Raw genomic sequence first — 17781 nt, 5'->3', positions numbered from 1 at the left:
CGTCGCCCGACGGCGACGACGCCCGCCTCCCCGACGGGTTGAGCGCCCGGGACGTCTCCGTCGCGGCGCTGCGCGGGATCGTGTCGGCCGCGGACCTCGAGCTGGAGTGGCCCACCGCGCTGCGGACGCCGCCGATCTGGGATGCGGTGCGCCAGCGCCGGTACCTGCACCGGCGCGCGGTCCACTACGGGGACCACCCCGCGCAGGTGCTCGACGTCTGGCGCCGCAAGGACCTGCCCGCGCAGCCTGCGCCGGTGCTGATCTTCGTCCCGGGCGGCGCCTGGGTGCACGGCAAGGCCATGGGCCAGGGTTCCGCCCTGATGTCCCGGCTGGCCGAGCAGGGCTGGGTCTGCCTGGCGATCGACTACCGCGTCGCGCCGCACCACCGCTGGCCGCGGCACATCATCGACGTCAAGACCGCCATCGCCTGGGCCCGCGCCAACGTCGACAAGTTCGGCGGTGACCGCGATTTCGTCGCGGTGGCGGGTTGTTCGGCCGGCGGGCACCTGTCCGCACTGGCCGGGCTGACCCCAGACGACCCGCAGTATCACGCGAAGCTGCCCGAGGGCGCCAACACCTCGGTGGACGCGGTGGTCGGCATCTACGGTCGCTACGACTGGGAGGATCGCTCGACTCCCGAGCGCGACCGGTTCGTCGACTTCCTGGAGCGGGTGGTGGTCAAGCGCAGGATCGCCCGCCACCCCGAGGTGTTCCGCGACGCGTCGCCGATGGCGCGCGTGCATCGAAATGCGCCGCCGTTCTTGGTGATTCACGGCAGCAGGGACAGCGTCATCCCCGTCGAGCAGGCCCGCAGCTTCGTCGACCGGATGCGGGACGTCTCGCATTCGATGGTGGGCTACCTGGAGCTGCCGGGCGCGGGCCACGGCTACGACCTCATCGACGGGGAGCGGGCGGGCGCGGCCGCGCACGCGACTTCGCTGTTCCTCAACCAGGTTCATCGCACCAAGACAAACGCGGCCAAAGAGGTTATCTGAGCAGCCGCCGCTGAGTATGGTCCCTTTATGGGTAAGGGGCAGCGGTGAAACGGCTGAGCGGGTGGGACGCGGTCCTGTTGTACAGCGAAACGCCGAACGTGCACATGCACACGATCAAAGCCGCTGTGATCGAACTCGATTCCGATCGGCGTGACTTCGACATCGGCGCGTTCCGCGAAGTCATCCGCGGCCGCCTGAACAAGCTCGAGCCGTTCTGCTACCAGCTGGTCGAGATCCCGTTGAAGCTCCACCATCCGATGTGGCGGGAGCACTGCGACGTCGACCTGGACTACCACATCCGGCCGTGGCGGCTGCCCGCGCCGGGCGGGCGGCGCGAGCTGGACGAGGCGATCGGGCGCATCGCCAGCACGCCGTTGGACCGCAGCCGCCCGCTGTGGGAGATGTACTTCATCGAAGGCCTGGCCAACAACCGGATCGCGGTGGTCGGCAAGATCCACCACGCGCTCGCCGACGGCGTCGCTTCGGCCAACCTGATGGCCCGCGGCATGGACCTGCAGCCGGGGCCGGAGGGTGGCCCGTACCTGTGCGACCCGGCACCCACCACGCGCCAGCTGTTGAGTTCGGCCTTCGCGGACCACCTGCGCCACGTCAGCCGGATCCCGCACACGATCCGCTACACGGCCGAGGGCCTGGGCCGGGTGCGGCGCAGCTCGCGCAAGCTGTCGCCGGAGCTGACGCGGCCGTTCGAGCCGCCGCCAACCTTCATGAACCACAAGATCACGCCCGAACGCCGGTTCGCCACCGCCACGCTGGCGCTGGCCGACGTCAAGGAGACCGGCAAGCGGCTCGGGGCGACCATCAACGACATGGTGCTGGCCATGTCGGCCGGCGCCCTGCGGACCCTGCTGCTGCGCTACGACGGCAAGGCCGAACCGCTGCTGGCGTCGGTGCCGATGAGTTTCGACTTCTCGCCCGAGCGCATCTCCGGGAACCGCTTCACCGGTGTGCTCGTGGGCCTGCCGACGGACTCCGACGATCCGCTGGAGCGGGTCCGGTGCACCCACGAGAACGCCATCGCCGCCAAGGAGAGCAACCAGCTGATGGGACCGGAACTGGTCAGCCGCTGGGCGGCCTACATGCCGCCCGCGCCCACCCAGGCCTTCTTCCGCTGGGCGTCCGGGCGCGACGGCCACAACAAGATCCTCAACCTGAACATCTCCAACGTTCCCGGCCCGCGCGAACGCGGCCGAGTCGGCGGGGCGCTCGTCACCGAGATCTACTCGGTGGGCCCGTTGACCGCAGGCAGCGGCCTCAACATCACCGTCTGGAGCTACGTCGACCAGCTCAACATCTCGGTGCTCTCCGACGGCGCCACGCTCAAGGACCCGCACGAGGTGACCGAGGCCATGGTCGCCGATTTCATCGAAATACGAAGGGCCGCAGGGCTTTCCGAGGAGCTCACCGTGGTCGAGGCCGCGATGGCGCCGGCCTGAGCCGTCCGGAGGGAACGGCGCTCTCGCCTGACGTTAATCGCGTTCTGGTCGACCGCTACCATCGGTCGGACAGCAGCCACCCCGACCCCGAAGGAGCTGTGCGGCACGTGAGCACTGGGAGCGAAGCAGCCGAAGAACCCGAAGTCCTGGTCGAACAACGGGACCGGATCCTGATCATCACGATCAACCGGCCCAAGGCCAAGAACGCGGTCAACGCCGCGGTGGCGCGCGGCCTGGCCGACGCCGTCGACCGGCTCGACGGCGACGCGGGCCTTTCGGTGGGCATCCTCACCGGCGCCGGCGGATCGTTCTGCGCGGGCATGGACCTCAAGGCCTTCGCACGCGGCGAGGTGCCCATCGTCGAGGGCCGCGGCATGGGCTTCACCGAGCGTCCACCGGTCAAGCCGCTCATCGCGGCGGTCGAGGGCTACGCCCTGGCCGGCGGCACCGAATTGGCCTTGGCCACCGACCTGATCGTCGCGTCCAGGGAGTCGGCCTTCGGCATCCCCGAGGTGAAACGCGGCCTGGTCGCCGGCGGCGGCGGGCTGCTGCGGCTGCCTCAGCGCATCCCCTCGGCCATCGCCATGGAGCTCGCCCTCACCGGCGACAACCTGCCTGCCGAGCGCGCCTACGAGCTGGGGCTGGTCAACGTGCTGGCCGAGCCCGGCAAGGCCCTCGACGAGGCCATCGCGCTGGCGGAGAGGATCGCCGCCAACGGGCCGCTCGCGGTGGCCGCCACCAAGCGGATCATCGTCGAGTCCCGCGGCTGGACCCCCGACAACATGTTCGCCGAGCAAGGCAAGATCCTGACCCCGGTCTTCGCGTCCAACGACGCCAAAGAGGGCGCCATCGCCTTCGCCGAGAAGCGCCCGCCGCGCTGGACGGGCAGCTGAGTTGCCGAGTTACACTGTGGCTTAGTTTTGTAAACCGCTGGGGAACCGGAAAGACCGAGGATGAGCATTTCGCTGCTGCTCGAGATGGCCACGTCGAGCAATCCCGACCGCACGGCCGTGGTGTCCGAGGGCTCCTCGGGCGCTCTGCGGCTGACGACGCAGCAGCTCAGCGATCTCGCCGACGGTGGCGCCGGGGTGATCGCGGGATCGAACGCCCAACACGTGGTCTACGTGGGCACCGGCGGCGCGATGCTGCCGGTGCTGATCTTTTCGGCCGCGCGCGCCGGGCTGCCCTTCACCCCGCTCAATTACCGGCTCTCGGCCGACGGCATCCGCGCGCTGATCGAGCGCCTGCCCGAGCCGCTGGTGATCGTCGACGACCGCTACCGGGACATGGTCGGCGACGCCCCCGGCCGGCTGATGACCACCGACGAATTCCTGGCGGCCGCGCGCGACGCTGAGCCCGCCGCCGAGTTTCCCGACCCCGACTCGGTCGCGGTCGTCCTGTTCACCTCGGGCACCACGTCGCAGCCCAAGGCGGTGGAGCTGTCGCACAACAACCTGACCAGCTACGTCACCGGCACGGTGGAATTCGAATCGGCCGCCGAGAGCGACGCCGCCCTGATCTGCGTGCCGCCCTATCACATCGCCGGGGTGGGCGCCGCGCTGTCGAACCTGTACGCCGGGCGCAAGATGGTCTACCTGCCGAATTTCGATGCGCGGGAATGGGTTCGGCTGATCAACGCCGAGAACGTGACCACCGCGACCGTCGTGCCCACCATGCTCGATCGCATCGTCGCCACCCTCGAGGCCGAGGGCCACGAGCTGCCCTCGCTGCGCAACCTGGCCTACGGCGGGTCCAAGGTGGGGCTGCCGCTGGTCCGCCGCGCCCTGGAGCTGCTGCCCGGGGTCGGCTTCGTCAACGCCTACGGCCTGACCGAGACGAGCTCGACCATCGCGGTGCTGACCCCCGACGACCACCGAGCGGCGCAGGCCGCGGCCGAGCCCGACGTCGCCAGGCGGTTGGCCTCGGTCGGACGGCCGGTGCCCGGCATCGAGATCGAGATCCGCGACGAAGACGGCAACGTGCTCGGGGCCGGGCAGACCGGTGAGCTGTTCGTCCGGGGCGAGCAGGTCTCCGGACGCTACACCGGCATCGGTTCGGTGCTCGACGAAAACGGTTGGTTCCCAACCAGAGACGTCGCGATGCTGGACGAGGACGGGTACCTGTTCATCGGCGGTCGCAGCGACGACACCATCATCCGCGGCGGCGAGAACATCGCGCCCGCCGAGCTCGAAGAGGTCCTGGTCGAGCACCCGCACGTGCGCGACGTCGCCGTGGTCGGGGTGGAGGATCCGCAGTGGGGTCAGGCGATCGTCGCGGTGGTGGTGCCTCGGCCCGGCGCGGACCCCGATCCCGAGGAACTGCGCGAGCACGTCCGGAAAAGCTTGCGCGGGTCGCGAACCCCGGACCGGGTGGTGTTTCGCGACGAGCTGCCCACGACCCCCACCGGCAAAGTGCTTCGCCGGGAGATCATCGAGACGCTGGAAGGGCTACGCGCATGATCAAGAATGGAACCCGCCTGGCCAGCCAGGTGTGTGACACGCAGGTGATCGTCGTCAGGAGCGCCGACAGCCTCGACGACCTGCGGTGCGGCGGTGCGCCGATGGTGCCGATAGGCGCCGAGCGTTCGGGCGAACTGGATCCCTCGTTCGCCGACGGCACCGTGATGGGCAAGCGCTACGTCGACGAGACCGGTGCCGAGGTGCTGGTGACCAAGCCGGGTGCCGGGAGCCTGAGCGTCGGTGCGACCGCGCTGCAGCTCAAAGAGGTCAACCCGCTGCCGGCCAGCGACTGAGGGATCACTCCCCGATATTGTTGCGTAGCACGAATTCCCTTGCCTTGATCAAGAATTCGAGCTGATCGCCGACCTGGCGCAACGGGTCGATGCTGCCGGTCGAGCGGGACAGCACGATGGCGCCCTCCAGCGCGGCGATCGACATCACCGCCAGCGAGGCGGCGCAGGGTTCCTCGAAGCCGTCGTGGGTGAATGCCAGCGTCAGCGCGGCGCACCAGCGGCCCAGGATGGCGCCGGCCTCCGCGGAGAGCTTGGCGTCGTCGTCGTCCGAGCCGATCGCCGCGGCCACCACCGGGCAGCCGGCGCTGAACCCACCCTCGGTCAGCAGGCGCTCCCAGAACTCGACGAACTTGCCCAGCAGCACCCGGGCACCCTGCTCGGCGGCGTCGTCGATCATCGCGGTGATGGAGTCACCGGAATAGCGCAGCGCCTCGATCAGGATCTGATTGCGGCCGTCGGGAAAGTGGTAGTAGACCGAGCCGCGCGGTGCACCGCTGCGGGCGAGCACCGCGTCGATGGTCACCCCCGCGGCGCCTCGCTCGCGCATCACCTCGGCGGCGCTGGCCAGCATTTTCCGGCGCGTGCCGCCGCGCTTCGTCGGGCTGGGGTCCTGCAGCGTTTCGCTCGTGGTCGCCACTGGCGTGCCTCCCGTGGCTAACGTCATGCAGCGTGTGAGTGCCGCAGCACCGGCCAATGCATGCCGCGCGGGCTGAAGCGGAAACTCCGGCGTTTGAGGTCGGGCATCTCGCGGGTGAATTGATAGCCGCCGATATTCAGCTCGATGATCCACATGATTCTCTCCCGGCCTGAGCGCCGCCGATGATTATGCTGAGAAGCATATAAGACAACGGTCCAGTAAGCAAGTTTTATTGCCTATATAAGCGCAGAAGCACGCAAAACTCGTGATAGCACCGCGCTGCCTCTTAATTTACGAGTGAGTAACTAGCGATGTTTCTATGCCCTATTGCATAATCCTCAGCCCGGGCTGGCCGCAAACGCCGAACGCGCACCCACCGCGACCTGCTGTGTTTCGCGGGTGGATGCGCGTTCGGCGCTAGGCGTCAGCCCTCGATGGTGTAACCCATCGGCATGAGCACGCTCTTCTGCTGAGTGAAGTGCTCGACGCCCTCGGGGCCGTTCTCACGCCCGATGCCCGAGTTCTTGTAACCGCCGAAGGGGCAACAGGGATCGAAGGCGTACCAGTTGATCGCGTAGGTCCCCGTGCGGATCTTCTCCGCCACCGAGATGCCGCGCTCCACGTCGGCGGTCCACACGCTGCCGGCCAGGCCGTACACCGAGTCGTTGGCGATCTTGATCGCGTCCTCCTCGGTGTCGTAGGGGATGACGCTCAGCACGGGCCCGAAGATCTCCTCCTGGGCGATCGTCATCTTGTTGTCGACGTCGGCGAACACCGTCGGCTGCACGAAGAAGCCGCTGTCCAGGCCCTCGGGCCGGCCGCCGCCGCACACCAGCCGCGCGCCCTCCTCGATGCCCTTGGCGATGTAGCCCTCGACCCGGGCGCGCTGCTTCTCCGAGATCAGCGAGCCGATCTGGGCGGCCGGGTCCGACGGCAGGCCCACCGGCAGCGCCTGCACGAAAGTGCCTACCGCATCCACGATTTCGTCGTAGCGCGAACGCGGCGCCAGGATGCGGGTCTGGGCCACGCAGGCCTGCCCGGTGTTCATGATCCCGGAGAACACCAGCATCGGGACGGCGGACGCCAGGTCCACGTCCTCGAGGACGATGGCCGCGGACTTGCCGCCGAGTTCCAGCGTGCACGGCTTGAGCATGTCCGCGGCGCGCCGGCCGATCTCCTTGCCGACGGCCGAGCTGCCGGTGAAGGAGAAGAGGTCGACACCCGGGTTGGAGGTGAGTGCCTGTCCCGTCTCGATTCCGCCGGGCACCACCGACAGCACCCCCTCGGGCAGCCCGGCCTCGGCGAAGGCCTCCGCCAAAGCGTTGGCGCTCAGGGGGGTTTCGGCGGCCGGTTTGAGCACCACGGTGCAGCCGGCCAGCAGCGCCGGGCCCAGCTTGTTGACGGCCAGGAACAGCGGCACGTTCCACGCGACGATCGCGCCTACGACGCCGATGGGTTCGCGGTAGACGATGCTCTGCCCGTACCCGCCGGTGCGGACCTCTTTCCACTTGACCTGGTCGACGGCGGGGCCGGCGAAGAAGTTCAGCGCCCCGATGGAGCTCATCCAGTGCATGGTCTCGACGCCCATCGGGGGCTGGCCGGTCTCGGCCGCCAGCAGCTGGGTGAAGTGGTCCTTGCGCTCCTCCATCAGCTTGAGCGCGTTGGCGATCACGGCCGCGCGCTCCTTGGGTGGCGTCGTGGGCCAGGGTCCGTTATCGAACGCCGCGCGGGCCGCGGCGACCGCGGCGTCCACGTCGGCCGCCGCCGCCATGGGCGTCTTGCCGACGTACTCGCCCGTGGCCGGGCAGCGCACCTCGATCACCTCGTCGGTCGACGGCGCGGTCCACTTGCCGCCGATGAAAAGCTTGTCGTATTCCGTCGTTTGGCTCTCTGGCATCTGCGCCGCTCCTCCTCATTGCTTCGCGCTGCATCGTCGCCGGCGCGCATGGCGCCACCCTACCCAAGCCGGCGCAAAACGAGAACATGTTTCATTATCGGGGCCGAAGCACCAGCACCAGATTGCTGACCCCGAACTCCCGCAGCAGCGGGACCGACGTCAGCCACCATGCCCATCGAGGGTGGTAGCGGGGAAATGCGGCCACCGCCGCCCCCGTGCTCGCGGCCCAGTCGAGCCCTTCGGCCGCGGACACCGCGAACAACGACGACCCGTAGTTGTTTTTCGCCGGATGCCCGTGTTTGCGGGCATAGCGGGCGGCGGCGCGGGCGCCACCGAGGTAATGGGCCAGGCCCGTCTCGTGCCCACCGAACGGGCCCAGCCAGACGGTGTAGGAGAGCACGGCCAGCCCGCCGGGCTTGGTCACCCGCAGCATCTCGTTGCCCAGCTGCCACGGGCGCGGCACGTGCTCGGCGACGTTCGATGACAGGCAGATGTCCACCGAGTCGTCGGCGAACGGCAGCGCCATACCCGATGCGCGGACGAAGGCTCCGGGGCCGTCCGCGGGGGACCGTTCCGCGGCGTGCATCTCGCTGGGGTCGGGTTCGACGCCTATGTAGCGGAGACCGATGTCGTCGAACGCGGCCGAGAAGTAGCCGGGCCCGCCGCCGACGTCGAGCACGGTGCGGCCGGTCGGGGGCTCGCCGCGCGCGGCCCGCCACAGGTCGCTGATCATCGCCGCGGTGTCCGCCGCCAGCGCGCCGTAGAACCGGGCCGGGTCGGACTGCTCGAAGCGGAACTCCGAGAGCAGCCGCACCGCCCGGCCCAGGGTCGCCCGCCGCGCGAAGACCTGGGTGCAGGGCGGGTTCACGGGCACCGGCCAACCCTACGCAGCGCGATTGCGGGCCATCGCCGAGCTAGGCTGACCAGTGATGTCTGGTCTGCGCTCCGTGCTCCTGCTGTGCTGGCGCGATACCGGACACCCACAGGGTGGCGGCAGCGAGGCCTACTTGCAACGCATCGGCGCGCAGCTGGCCGCGTCCGGCGTCGCCGTCACGCTGCGCACCGCCCGCTATCCCGGCGCGCCCCGCCGCGAGGTGGTCGACGGCGTGCGCATCGACCGTGCCGGCGGCCGGTACTCCGTCTACGTCTGGGCTTTGCTCGCGATGGTGGCGGCGCGGCTCGGGGTCGGACCGTTGCGGCGGGTGCGGCCCGACGTTGTCGTCGACACCCAGAACGGCCTGCCGTTCCTCGCCCGGCTCGTCTACGGCCGGCGGGTGGTGGTCCTGGTGCACCACTGTCACCGCGAGCAATGGCCGGTGGCGGGGCCGGTGCTCGGCCGGCTCGGCTGGTTCGTCGAGTCGAGGTTGTCGCCGTGGCTGAACCGGTGCAACCAGTACGTGACGGTATCGCTGCCGTCGGCGCGCGACCTGCTGACGCTGGGCGTCGACAACGCGCGAATCGCGGTGGTGCGCAACGGGCTCGACGAGGCCCCGGCGCGCTCGCTGACCGGCCCCCGCGCCGCCGCCCCGCGGGTGGTGGTGCTGTCGCGGTTGGTGCCGCACAAGCAGATCGAGGACGCGCTGGAGGCCGTGGCCCAGCTGCGGCCCCGGATGCCGGGCCTGCACCTGGACATCGTCGGCGACGGTTGGTGGCGGCAGCGGCTCGTCGACCACGTCCGCCGGCTCGGCATCCCCGACGCGGTGACATTTCACGGCCACGTCGACGACGTGACCAAACACCATGTGCTGCAGAGCTCCTGGGTGCAGCTGCTGCCCTCGCGCAAGGAGGGGTGGGGCCTGGCGGTCGTGGAGGCCGCCCAGCACCGGGTGCCGACCATCGGCTACCGGTCCTCGGGCGGCCTGTCGGATTCGATCGTCGACGAGGTGACCGGCATCCTGGTGGACACCCACGCCGAGCTGGTGGATCGCCTCGACGAGCTGCTGTCCGACCCGGTGTTGCGCGATCAACTCGGCGCCAAGGCGTACACCCGAAGCGGTGAATTCTCGTGGCGGCAGAGCGCCGACGCCATGCGCACGGTGCTGGAGGCCGTGCGAACGGGCGACTTCGTCAGCGGCCTAATCAACGGCCGCGGCTGACCGGGACGGTCGCCAGACTTAATCCCTGGCGGGGTTTTCCGGCGCGTCGTCGCCGTCGTTTGCGTGTCGCGGTGGCACAACCGACCGCGATCGCCGGGCACGGCCGGCCAGCGCGCCGGCGCCGCCCACGACGAGCGCCGCCAGCCAGGCCAGATGCGCGGTCAGCGTCGCCGTGCGGGCCGTGGCGGACACCCCCGGGGTGGCGCCGCCGATCCGGTAGAGCGCGAGCTGGTCGTCGCGGTAGATCGGGGTGAGCGCGTCGAGAGTGCGCGCGGCCGCGCCCATGTCCCCCGCGGTGTCCGACTCCACGACCAGCCACCCCACGCCCGCCGGGGCCAGCGCGGACGGCGCGGGCCCGGTCAGCAGCAACTGCTGCACCGCCCGGGCGCGGGCGCCCTCGCCCGGGATGACGGTCCCCGAGATCACCAGGTCGCCCGTGCTGAGCACGTCGGCGCGCACCCAGCGGGGCAACGGATCCAGCACCGGCGCCCGGCCCGCCCAGGAGTAGAGCCGCATGGTGCCGGCCGGCAACACCGCCACCGTCGCGGGCGCGGCGTTGATCTGGGCCGCCACCGCCGCCCAGCCGCGGGGATAGTGCACCGGCGACACCTGGCCCCACACCCCCCAGGCCAGGTCGGGCAACCCGAAGACCAGCGCGAGGCAGCAGACCGGGGCCGCCACCACATTCGCCGGCGGCGGCACCCACCTGCGCAGCGTCACCACCACGCCCCCGCCGGCCAGCGCGTAACCAGGCATCGCCAGCGCCACCCACTTCTGCCCGTCGCGCAGCACGCCGAAGCCGGGCACGGTGTCGACCAGCGCGGCCAGCAGGTGCAGGCCCGGGCCGGTCGCCAGGGCGGCCGGAACCAGCACGGCCACCGCCGCCAGCGCCAGCAGGGGTCGCGCCGCGGGGCGGCGCATTACCGTCGGCAGCCCGGCCGCGACCACGCCCAGCAGCACCGCGGCCGACGCCACCGCGAACATCGTGGTCCGCGAGATCGGCACCGCCTCGCCGTTCCAGATCCCGCCCAGGGCGGCCAGGCTGCCGAGCGTGCCCAGCCCCGGCTCGGCGCGCGGCGCGAACGCCGCGACCCCCAGGGTGTTCGCCGCCGCGTGGGCGGGCAACGCGGCGCCCAGCGCCGATGCGGTCAGCCAGGGCAGCGCGCACACCAGCGCGGCGCCCAGCGTCACCGCGGCGCACAGCCGGCGAGACCAGGACCCAGCCGGGTCCTGTGTCGGGACCGCGACGCAGGCCAGCCCCGTCGTCGCGGCGAGCAGCAGACCGGTCGGCGTCAGGCCGGCCAGCGCGATCCAGAAGGTCAACCCGAAGAACGAGCCGGCGCCGGTCCGCAGCCTCAGCATCGCCGTCGCGACCCAGGGCAGGCAGCCGTAGCCGACCAGCAGGCTCCAGTGGCCCTGAAGCAGCCGCTCGGCGACGTAGGGGTTCCAGATCGCCAGGGTGGTGGCGACGAACTGGCCGGGCGCGCCCGCGTCGGGCAGCGCCGTCGCGACCAGTCGGGCCGCACCCCACCCCGCGAGCCAGAGCCCCAGGACGAGCAACGTCTTAACCAGGACGCCGCCGTCGAGCACGTGTGAGGCCAGCGCCACCGCGAAGTCCTGCGGCGTCGCGCGCGGCGCCGCCGTCAAACCAAGCGCGGTGTCGGACACATAGGAGCGCGGCGTGGACACCGCGTCGCGCAGCAGCAGGTAACCGGGCTTGAGCAGCGGCCCGACCACCAGCAGCGCCAAGGCCAGGGCGTACCCGGGCCGGGTCCAGCGCACGCGGCGGGCTATTCCCGTTCGGGTGGACCGGTGGGCTCGGGCGGCCCGGAGCCGGGTGGCTCGTCGGCGCCCAGAGTGGGCGCGTCCCCGCCGGGATCGTCCCGCGACCTGGGGCGCTGGGTGGGCAGCTTCTCGGTTTCGGCCTCGGCGCCGGGCACCGGCTCCTCGAGCCCGCTGCGGCCGAAGAAGTCCTGGTCACCGCGGTCCAGGCCGGGATCGGTCAACGCACTCTCGGTGCGCAGGCTGAACGAGGCGAGCAGGCCGCCGCCGACCAGCGCGATCAGCCCGACCGCGGTGAACGTGATGGGCAGCACCCGCGACCACAGCGCCAGTCGGTCGCGCTCGTCGCGGGCGGCGTTGACCTGCGATTCGACGGTGTCCTGGTTGGAGGTGACCTTATAGTCGGCCAGCGTCAGCTCCGGCTTCATCGGATCGCGGGCGAAGTAATGGTTGGCGTGCTCGGTTTCCTTGACGATGGTGCCCGACACCGGGTCCACCCAGAAGGTGCGCTGCGCCGCGTAGTAGCGGGTCATGGTGATCTGCTCGTTCGGGTCCCCGCCTTGGATGCCCCACATCGACGCCGACGTGGTCTGCTTGGCGTCCTCGTTGCCGGCCATCAGCGACGGGTACGCGACGGGGGCCACCAGCTTGCCCTCGGCGTTGTAGCCGATGTTCTGGGTGAACTTGTAGGTGGTCAGGCCGTTGACGTCTTCCTGGCTGTCGTAGTTGACGTCGAACGGCTTCTGTGCGATCGGATCGAAGTAGGGGTACGTCTTCTTCTCGGTGTGGAACGGGAACCGGTAGGCCAGGCCGTCGTGGCGGAGCGGCATCGCGGTGGGCGGGTTCTCGTCGTTGAAGGCGCGCGGCTTCTGGACCGAGCCGCCGGCGTGGGTGTCGTCGGAGACGGCCATCGCGGTCTTGCGGTTGAGCGTCACGGTGTCGACGATCGCCAGCAACAGGCCGCTGTCCTTCTGCTTGTCGGTGCGCCGCACCGAGCTTCCGACCTGCAGCGTGACGACGTCGGCGTTGGCGGGCGACTCGACGCTGACCTGCTGCTGGGACACCAGTGGCACATTCTGGTTGACGACGACGTGATCGGTCGACAGGGATGCGGAGTCGAGCGCGGTTCCGGTGCCGTCGCTGATCAGCGTGGCGTCGATGTCGAGTGGGACCTTGGTGATCCTGCTGGTGGTGTACGTCGACAACAGCAACGCGGCGATCAGCAGGGCGGCTCCGAGTCCGATGATCCCGCATGCGGCGAACCGCAACATGACTGCTCGGTTCACGTCGCTGTGCCCTCCTAGATGCTCTCTTGCGCCGTCAGCCGCAAACCCGTTTGACCCTAACAGCCGAACGTAAGGCCCCGGCTTACGAACCTGTCGCGGTCGCGCGCGGGTCCTTCGGGTGTACCCATTCGTTCTGCCCACCCATCAGATGCAGACTGTGGGGGTGACGGATGGCCAGCGCGCGGGAGGTGTTCGCAGCTTCCTGCCCGCCGTGGAGGGGATGCGCGCGTGCGCGGCCATGGGCGTGGTCGTCACGCACGTCGCCTTCCAGACCGGGCATTCCAGCGGCGTCACCGGCCGGCTCTTCGGCCGCTTCGATCTGGCCGTCGCGGTGTTCTTCGCGTTGTCGGGTTTCCTGTTGTGGCGCGGGCACGCCGCGGCGGCGCGCGGCCTGCAACCGCGACCCCGCACGGGCCACTATCTGCGGTCGCGGGTGGTGCGCATCATGCCGGCCTACGTGGTGGCGGTCGTCGTGATCCTGACGCTGTTGCCCGACGCCGATCACGCCAGCCCGACGGTGTGGCTGGCCAACCTGACCCTGACCCAGATCTATGTGCCGCTCACACTCACCGGCGGGCTGACCCAGATGTGGAGCCTTTCCGTCGAGGTCAGCTTCTACCTGGCCCTGCCCATCCTGGCGTTGCTCGCCCGGCGGCTGCCGGTCGGCGCGCGGGTGCCGGCCATCGCCGCCCTGGCCGCGCTGAGCTGGGCCTGGGGCTGGGTGCCCATTCATTCCGGATCCGGCACCAACCCGCTCAACTGGCCGCCGGCCTTCTTCTCCTGGTTCGCCGCAGGCATGCTGCTGGCCGAATGGGTGCACAACCCGATCGGCCTGCCGCACCGGTGGGCCCGCCGGCGCGTGGTGATGGGCGTCGTCGCCGTGCTGGCCTACCTGGTGGCGGCGTCCCCGCTGGCCGGACCGGAGGGCCTGATTCCCGGCACGGCCACCCAGTTCGCCGTGAAGACGGCGGCGGGCTCGCTGGTGGCGCTCGCGCTGGTCGCCCCGCTGGTGCTGGACAAGGTGGACACCCCGCACCGGCTGTTGGGCGGCACCGCCATGGTGACGCTGGGGCGGTGGTCCTACGGCCTGTTCGTGTGGCACCTGGCGGCGCTGGCCATGGTGTTCCCGGTGCTCGGGACCTTCGCGTTCACCGGCCGGATGCCGTCGGTGCTGGCGCTCACGCTGATCTTCGGGTGGGCGATCGCCGCGGTCAGCTACGGGCTGGTCGAGTCACCCTGCCGGGAAGCGTTGCGGCGCTGGGAGAGACGCGAGAAGCCAGAAGAAACCCCCGATACCGTCGACGCAGAGGCGGACGCGATCGCACCCTAGCCGGTGCGGTCCATCCACTCTTCGAGCGTGTGCGCCGACGGCAGGCAGACCGCCCGCTCGATCTTCTCGAACAGGTCGGCCCCGTACTCCACGGTGGACCGGACGAGGTGGCCGAGCCCCTCGACGTGGATGCCGTCGCTCAGCAGGTAGGCGTTCTCGCCGACGACGCTGACCTGGGCCGGCCGGGCGGTCTCACGCACAAACGCCTTGGGCCAATGGGTTTCGCGGTTCCAGTCGTTCACCAGCTCCATCAGGCGGGGCCGTTCGGCGGCGGGGTAGTAGCCGGCCGGGCTGACCGAGATCTCGAACACGTCGCGGCGCAACCCGTTGATCCGCAGGTTCACGTGCAGTTTGCCGCGTTCGTAGCCGGGCAGCATCAGGAACTCCTCGCCGTCGTCGCTGCGGAAGAACCGCAACTGGCGCGATTGCAGGTAACGGTCGATCAGTTCCGTGCTCAGCGGTTCGATCTGCATGGCCCGATGGTGCGGCCGCGGCCTTGGAGGATTCTTGGTGAGCCTCAGGCCGGCTCGGTCGCCTGCAGCCGCGCGATGATCTCGGCGCGCACGGCCGACCGCCGCGCCTTGCCGGCGTCATCCCGCAGGGGAGCGTCGACGAACTCGACGAAATCGGGAGAGGGTGGCACCTTGTACTGCGAAAGGCGTTCGCGCAGAAACTCTCTCACGCCCGCCGCGTCGAGCGCGGACCCGTCGGCGGTGTGCACCAGCGCGTAGGGCACCTGTCCCAGGTCGCCGGAGTTCGGGTCGGGAACACCGACGACGAGGCAGGACAGCACGTCCGGGTGCGCCGAGAGCGCGTTCTCCACCTCGGCCGGATACACGTTGCGGCCGCCGACGGTGAACATGTCGACGCGACGGTCGGACAGGTACAAGAACCCGTCGGAGTCGAAGTGACCGAGGTCGCCCAGGGAGTCCCAGCCGTCGCGGGTCTTCGCCTCGACGCCGACGTAGCGGTAGGTGGGCGCGGTACCAGGGCTTGGCCGCATGTAGATCTCGCCGACCACGCCGGGCGGGCAGGGATTGCCGTCGTCGTCGAGCACCTGCATCTCCCCGGCGACCACCACACCCACCGAGCCGCGGTGGGTCAGCCATTGGTCGCCGGAGATGAAGGTGAGCGCCTGTAACTCGGTGCCGCCGTAGAGTTCCCACACCTTCTCCGGGGCCAGCAGCTCGATCCACGCCTGTTTGACGGCGGGCGGGCACGGCGCACCCATGTGCCAGAACCGCCGGATCGACGACAGGTCGTAGGACTGCGGGTCGGCGTGGTACACGGGCAGCGTGCGCTGCATGATCGTCGGCACCGTCGTCAGGAAGGTGACGCGATGGTCGGTGATCAGCCGCAGGAACCGCTCGGGGTCGAACCGGCTCATCAAGACCAGGTGATGGCGCATCAGCAGGGCGAGCGTCGCGGTGGTGAAACCCGTGTTGTGGGACAACGGGATCGGCACCAGCGTGGTGTCGCCCTCCTGCGCGCCCAGCGGGTAGCCGATGGCGGCCGGTATCCGGCTGTCGCCGCCGGACTCGATGAGCTTGGGCCGTCCCGTGCTGCCGCCCGAGCCCATCGCCTTCCACACCGGCGATACAGCCTCCGGCAACGCCGCGTCCGACAACGTCGGATCTGGGATGAATCCCGCTGGGACACTAGGCATTTGGTGGTGCCCGCGGCCGACCAGCAGGGCTGGCGGACGAAGGTCCAGCAGGCCCCGCAGCTCGGCGTCCGGTAACCGCGCCGACAGCGGCTGGGGCACCGCCCCCAGCTTCCAGCACGCCACCGCGGCCTGGATCCACTCGACGGAGTTGGGCAGCACGATCGTCACGTAGTCGCCGACGCCGACGCCGCGCTCTGCGTAGGCGCGGGCCAACCGGTTCGTCGAGGCGTCGAGCTCCGCGCGGGTCAGGGTCAGCCCGTCGCAGGTGACCGCCGGCTCGTCGGGCGCGAGGTCGGCCAGCGCCGAGATCTGGGTGCCGATCGGCGGGACCGGCTCACTCTGGGTCATTTAATAGGCGCCCTGCCGCTCGAAGATGCGGCGGGGGTTGTCGACCAGCATGGTGTGCAGCTGCTCGTCGGTGACGCCGAGCTGCTTGAGGGCGGGGATGACGTCGTTGTGGATGTGCAGGTAGTGCCAGTTGGGCGCCATCTGCGGCACGAGCTCTTCGGGCAGTGCGTCGAAGTAGCAATTGGCGTCGTGTGAGAGCACCATCTTGTCGGCGTGGCCGCGTTCGCACATCTGCGCCACGATCTTGACCCGCTCTTCGAACGGAGAGATCACGTCGAGGCCGAAGCGGTCCATCCCGAGGTATGACCCCGCCGCGATGAGTTCCTCGAGGTAGCCGATGTCGGTGCTGTCGCCGGAGTGACCGATCACGACCCGGGTCAGGTCGACCCCTTCCTCTTCGAAGATGCGTTGCTGCTCGAGGCCTCGGCGCAGGCCGGCATGGGTATGCGTGGAGATCGGTACCCCCGTGCGCTTGTGCGCCTGGGCGACGGCACGCAGCACCCGCTCGACGCCGGGGGTGATGCCCGGCTCGTCGGTGGCGCACTTGAGGATTCCGGCCTTGACGCCGGTGTCGGCGATACCCTGCTCGATGTCCTTCACGAACATGTCGGTCATGATCTCTGGGCCGCCCAGCATGCCGCCGGGGCCCTCGTAGTGAAACCGGAACGGAATGTCGTTGTAGGTGTAAAGACCTGTTGCCACAACGATATTCAGATCGGTGGCCGCCGCCACGCGCGCGATGCGCGGGATGTAGCGGCCGAGCCCGATCACGGTGAGGTCGACGATGGTGTCCACGCCGCGGGCCTTCAACTCGTTGAGGCGGGCGATCGCGTCGGCCACCCGCTTCTCCTCGTCGCCCCAGGCTTCGGGATAGTTCAGGGCGATCTCGGTGGTCATGATGAACACGTGCTCGTGCATGAGCGTCACGCCGAGGTCGGCGGTATCGATGGGGCCGCGAGCGGTATTGAGTTCTGACACGTGACTGATGCTAGGTCGACTCGGTGGTCGGACAACAGTGCCGATTTGTTCCGCAGCGCCCGACGGTGCAGTACCGTCACCCTCGTCCTCACCGGAACCCGCGGGAGCCCGTCATGCTGCTCAATCCCAACCACCTGCAACGTCAGTACCCCGACCGGCGCTCACGGGAGATCATGGCCGCGACGGTGGACTTCTTCGAATCGCGGGGCAAGGCGCGGCTGAAGTCCGACGACCACGAACGGGTCTGGTACTCCGAGTTTTTGGACCACATCGGCCGCGAGCGCATCTTCGCGTCCCTGTTGACACCGTCGGAACACGGTGCGGCCGATTGCCGCTGGGACACCTACCGGATCAGCGAGTTCGCCGAGATCGTGGGCTTCTACGGGCTGAGCTACTGGTACCCCTTCCAGGTCACCGCGCTGGGCCTGGGCCCGATCTGGATGAGCGCCAACTCCGACGCCAAGCGCAAGGCCGCCGCGCAGTTGGAGGCCGGCGAGGTGTTCGCCTTCGGGCTGTCGGAGCAGACCCACGGCGCCGACGTCTACCAGACCGACATGATC

Annotated in this window: 15 protein-coding genes and 2 pseudogenes; 8 read left to right on the top strand and 9 right to left on the bottom strand. The window is 69.8% G+C overall.

Features of this window, described 5'->3' with window-relative positions; translation table 11 throughout:
* The 5 genes from A9X04_RS03920 to A9X04_RS03900 all read left to right on the top strand — a co-directional run.
* A partial coding sequence (locus A9X04_RS03920; RefSeq protein ID WP_067917921.1) for an alpha/beta hydrolase occupies nucleotides 1–995 on the top strand: 995 nt, incomplete at its 5' end.
* A gap of 44 nt (nucleotides 996–1039) precedes the next feature.
* Nucleotides 1040–2449, top strand: coding sequence for a wax ester/triacylglycerol synthase family O-acyltransferase (locus A9X04_RS03915; RefSeq protein ID WP_067917919.1), 1410 nt, complete (start codon nucleotides 1040–1042; stop codon nucleotides 2447–2449).
* A 107-nt stretch (nucleotides 2450–2556) separates the two neighbouring features.
* Nucleotides 2557–3342 (top strand): crotonase/enoyl-CoA hydratase family protein, encoded by a 786-nt coding sequence (locus tag A9X04_RS03910; protein WP_067917929.1) that lies wholly within the window; start codon nucleotides 2557–2559, stop codon nucleotides 3340–3342.
* Nucleotides 3343–3402: 60 nt separating this feature from the next.
* A complete protein-coding gene (locus tag A9X04_RS03905) occupies nucleotides 3403–4908 on the top strand; it encodes a class I adenylate-forming enzyme family protein (RefSeq protein WP_067917917.1) in 1506 nt (501 codons plus the stop codon).
* Nucleotides 4905–5201, top strand: coding sequence for a hypothetical protein (locus tag A9X04_RS03900; protein WP_067917915.1), 297 nt, complete (start codon nucleotides 4905–4907; stop codon nucleotides 5199–5201). The genes A9X04_RS03905 and A9X04_RS03900 overlap by 4 nt, the downstream gene beginning before the upstream one ends.
* 4 nt (nucleotides 5202–5205) lie before the next feature.
* On the opposite strand, the gene A9X04_RS03895 is transcribed toward A9X04_RS03900, so the two are convergent.
* The 4 genes from A9X04_RS03895 to A9X04_RS03885 form a co-directional block, all read right to left on the bottom strand.
* Nucleotides 5206–5772: a TetR/AcrR family transcriptional regulator gene (locus tag A9X04_RS03895; protein ID WP_067917927.1), complete on the bottom strand. Its 567-nt coding sequence runs from the start codon at nucleotides 5770–5772 to the stop codon at nucleotides 5206–5208.
* An 89-nt stretch (nucleotides 5773–5861) separates the two neighbouring features.
* The gene (locus tag A9X04_RS31865) at nucleotides 5862–5993 is read right to left on the bottom strand and encodes a hypothetical protein (protein ID WP_007167324.1); all 132 of its coding nucleotides are present in this window, start codon (nucleotides 5991–5993) and stop codon (nucleotides 5862–5864) included.
* Nucleotides 5994–6262: 269 nt separating this feature from the next.
* Nucleotides 6263–7735, bottom strand: coding sequence for an aldehyde dehydrogenase (locus tag A9X04_RS03890; protein WP_067917913.1), 1473 nt, complete (start codon nucleotides 7733–7735; stop codon nucleotides 6263–6265).
* A gap of 94 nt (nucleotides 7736–7829) precedes the next feature.
* Nucleotides 7830–8603 (bottom strand): class I SAM-dependent methyltransferase, encoded by a 774-nt coding sequence (locus A9X04_RS03885; RefSeq protein ID WP_067917925.1) that lies wholly within the window; start codon nucleotides 8601–8603, stop codon nucleotides 7830–7832.
* A 61-nt stretch (nucleotides 8604–8664) separates the two neighbouring features.
* Between A9X04_RS03885 and A9X04_RS03880 the strand changes: the two genes are divergently transcribed.
* Nucleotides 8665–9831, top strand: a complete 1167-nt coding sequence (locus tag A9X04_RS03880) for a glycosyltransferase family 4 protein (RefSeq protein WP_067917910.1) — start codon at nucleotides 8665–8667, stop codon at nucleotides 9829–9831.
* Between the two features lie 18 nt (nucleotides 9832–9849).
* On the opposite strand, the gene A9X04_RS03875 is transcribed toward A9X04_RS03880, so the two are convergent.
* On the bottom strand, nucleotides 9850–11613 hold the full coding sequence (locus tag A9X04_RS03875; protein WP_067917909.1) for a hypothetical protein: 1764 nt from the start codon (nucleotides 11611–11613) through the stop codon (nucleotides 9850–9852).
* Nucleotides 11614–11621: 8 nt separating this feature from the next.
* A complete protein-coding gene (locus tag A9X04_RS03870) occupies nucleotides 11622–12899 on the bottom strand; it encodes a DUF3068 domain-containing protein (protein WP_158243974.1) in 1278 nt (425 codons plus the stop codon).
* A 90-nt stretch (nucleotides 12900–12989) separates the two neighbouring features.
* Here A9X04_RS03870 and A9X04_RS03865 point away from each other — a divergent pair.
* Nucleotides 12990–14229 (top strand): annotated as a pseudogene (locus tag A9X04_RS03865) (acyltransferase family protein).
* Here the strand turns inward: A9X04_RS03865 and A9X04_RS03860 are convergent.
* The 3 genes from A9X04_RS03860 to A9X04_RS03850 are packed head-to-tail and all read right to left on the bottom strand — an operon-like array spanning nucleotide 14226 to nucleotide 17221.
* Nucleotides 14226–14702, bottom strand: coding sequence for a YbjN domain-containing protein (locus tag A9X04_RS03860; RefSeq protein WP_067917905.1), 477 nt, complete (start codon nucleotides 14700–14702; stop codon nucleotides 14226–14228). The pseudogene A9X04_RS03865 and the gene A9X04_RS03860 overlap by 4 nt on opposite strands.
* A 44-nt stretch (nucleotides 14703–14746) precedes the next feature.
* A complete protein-coding gene (locus tag A9X04_RS03855) occupies nucleotides 14747–16243 on the bottom strand; it encodes an AMP-binding protein (RefSeq protein WP_067917904.1) in 1497 nt (498 codons plus the stop codon).
* Nucleotides 16244–17221, bottom strand: a complete 978-nt coding sequence (locus tag A9X04_RS03850; protein ID WP_067917902.1) for a phosphotriesterase — start codon at nucleotides 17219–17221, stop codon at nucleotides 16244–16246.
* Nucleotides 17222–17334: 113 nt separating this feature from the next.
* Between A9X04_RS03850 and A9X04_RS03845 the strand changes: the two are divergent.
* A pseudogene (locus A9X04_RS03845) lies at nucleotides 17335–17781 on the top strand (acyl-CoA/acyl-ACP dehydrogenase); the annotation flags it as partial.

It is taken from the genome of Mycobacterium sp. E3247 (genome assembly GCF_001667785.1).
Taxonomy (GTDB): Bacteria; Actinomycetota; Actinomycetes; order Mycobacteriales; family Mycobacteriaceae; genus Mycobacterium.
This window is presented reverse-complemented; position numbering and strand designations above follow the sequence as displayed.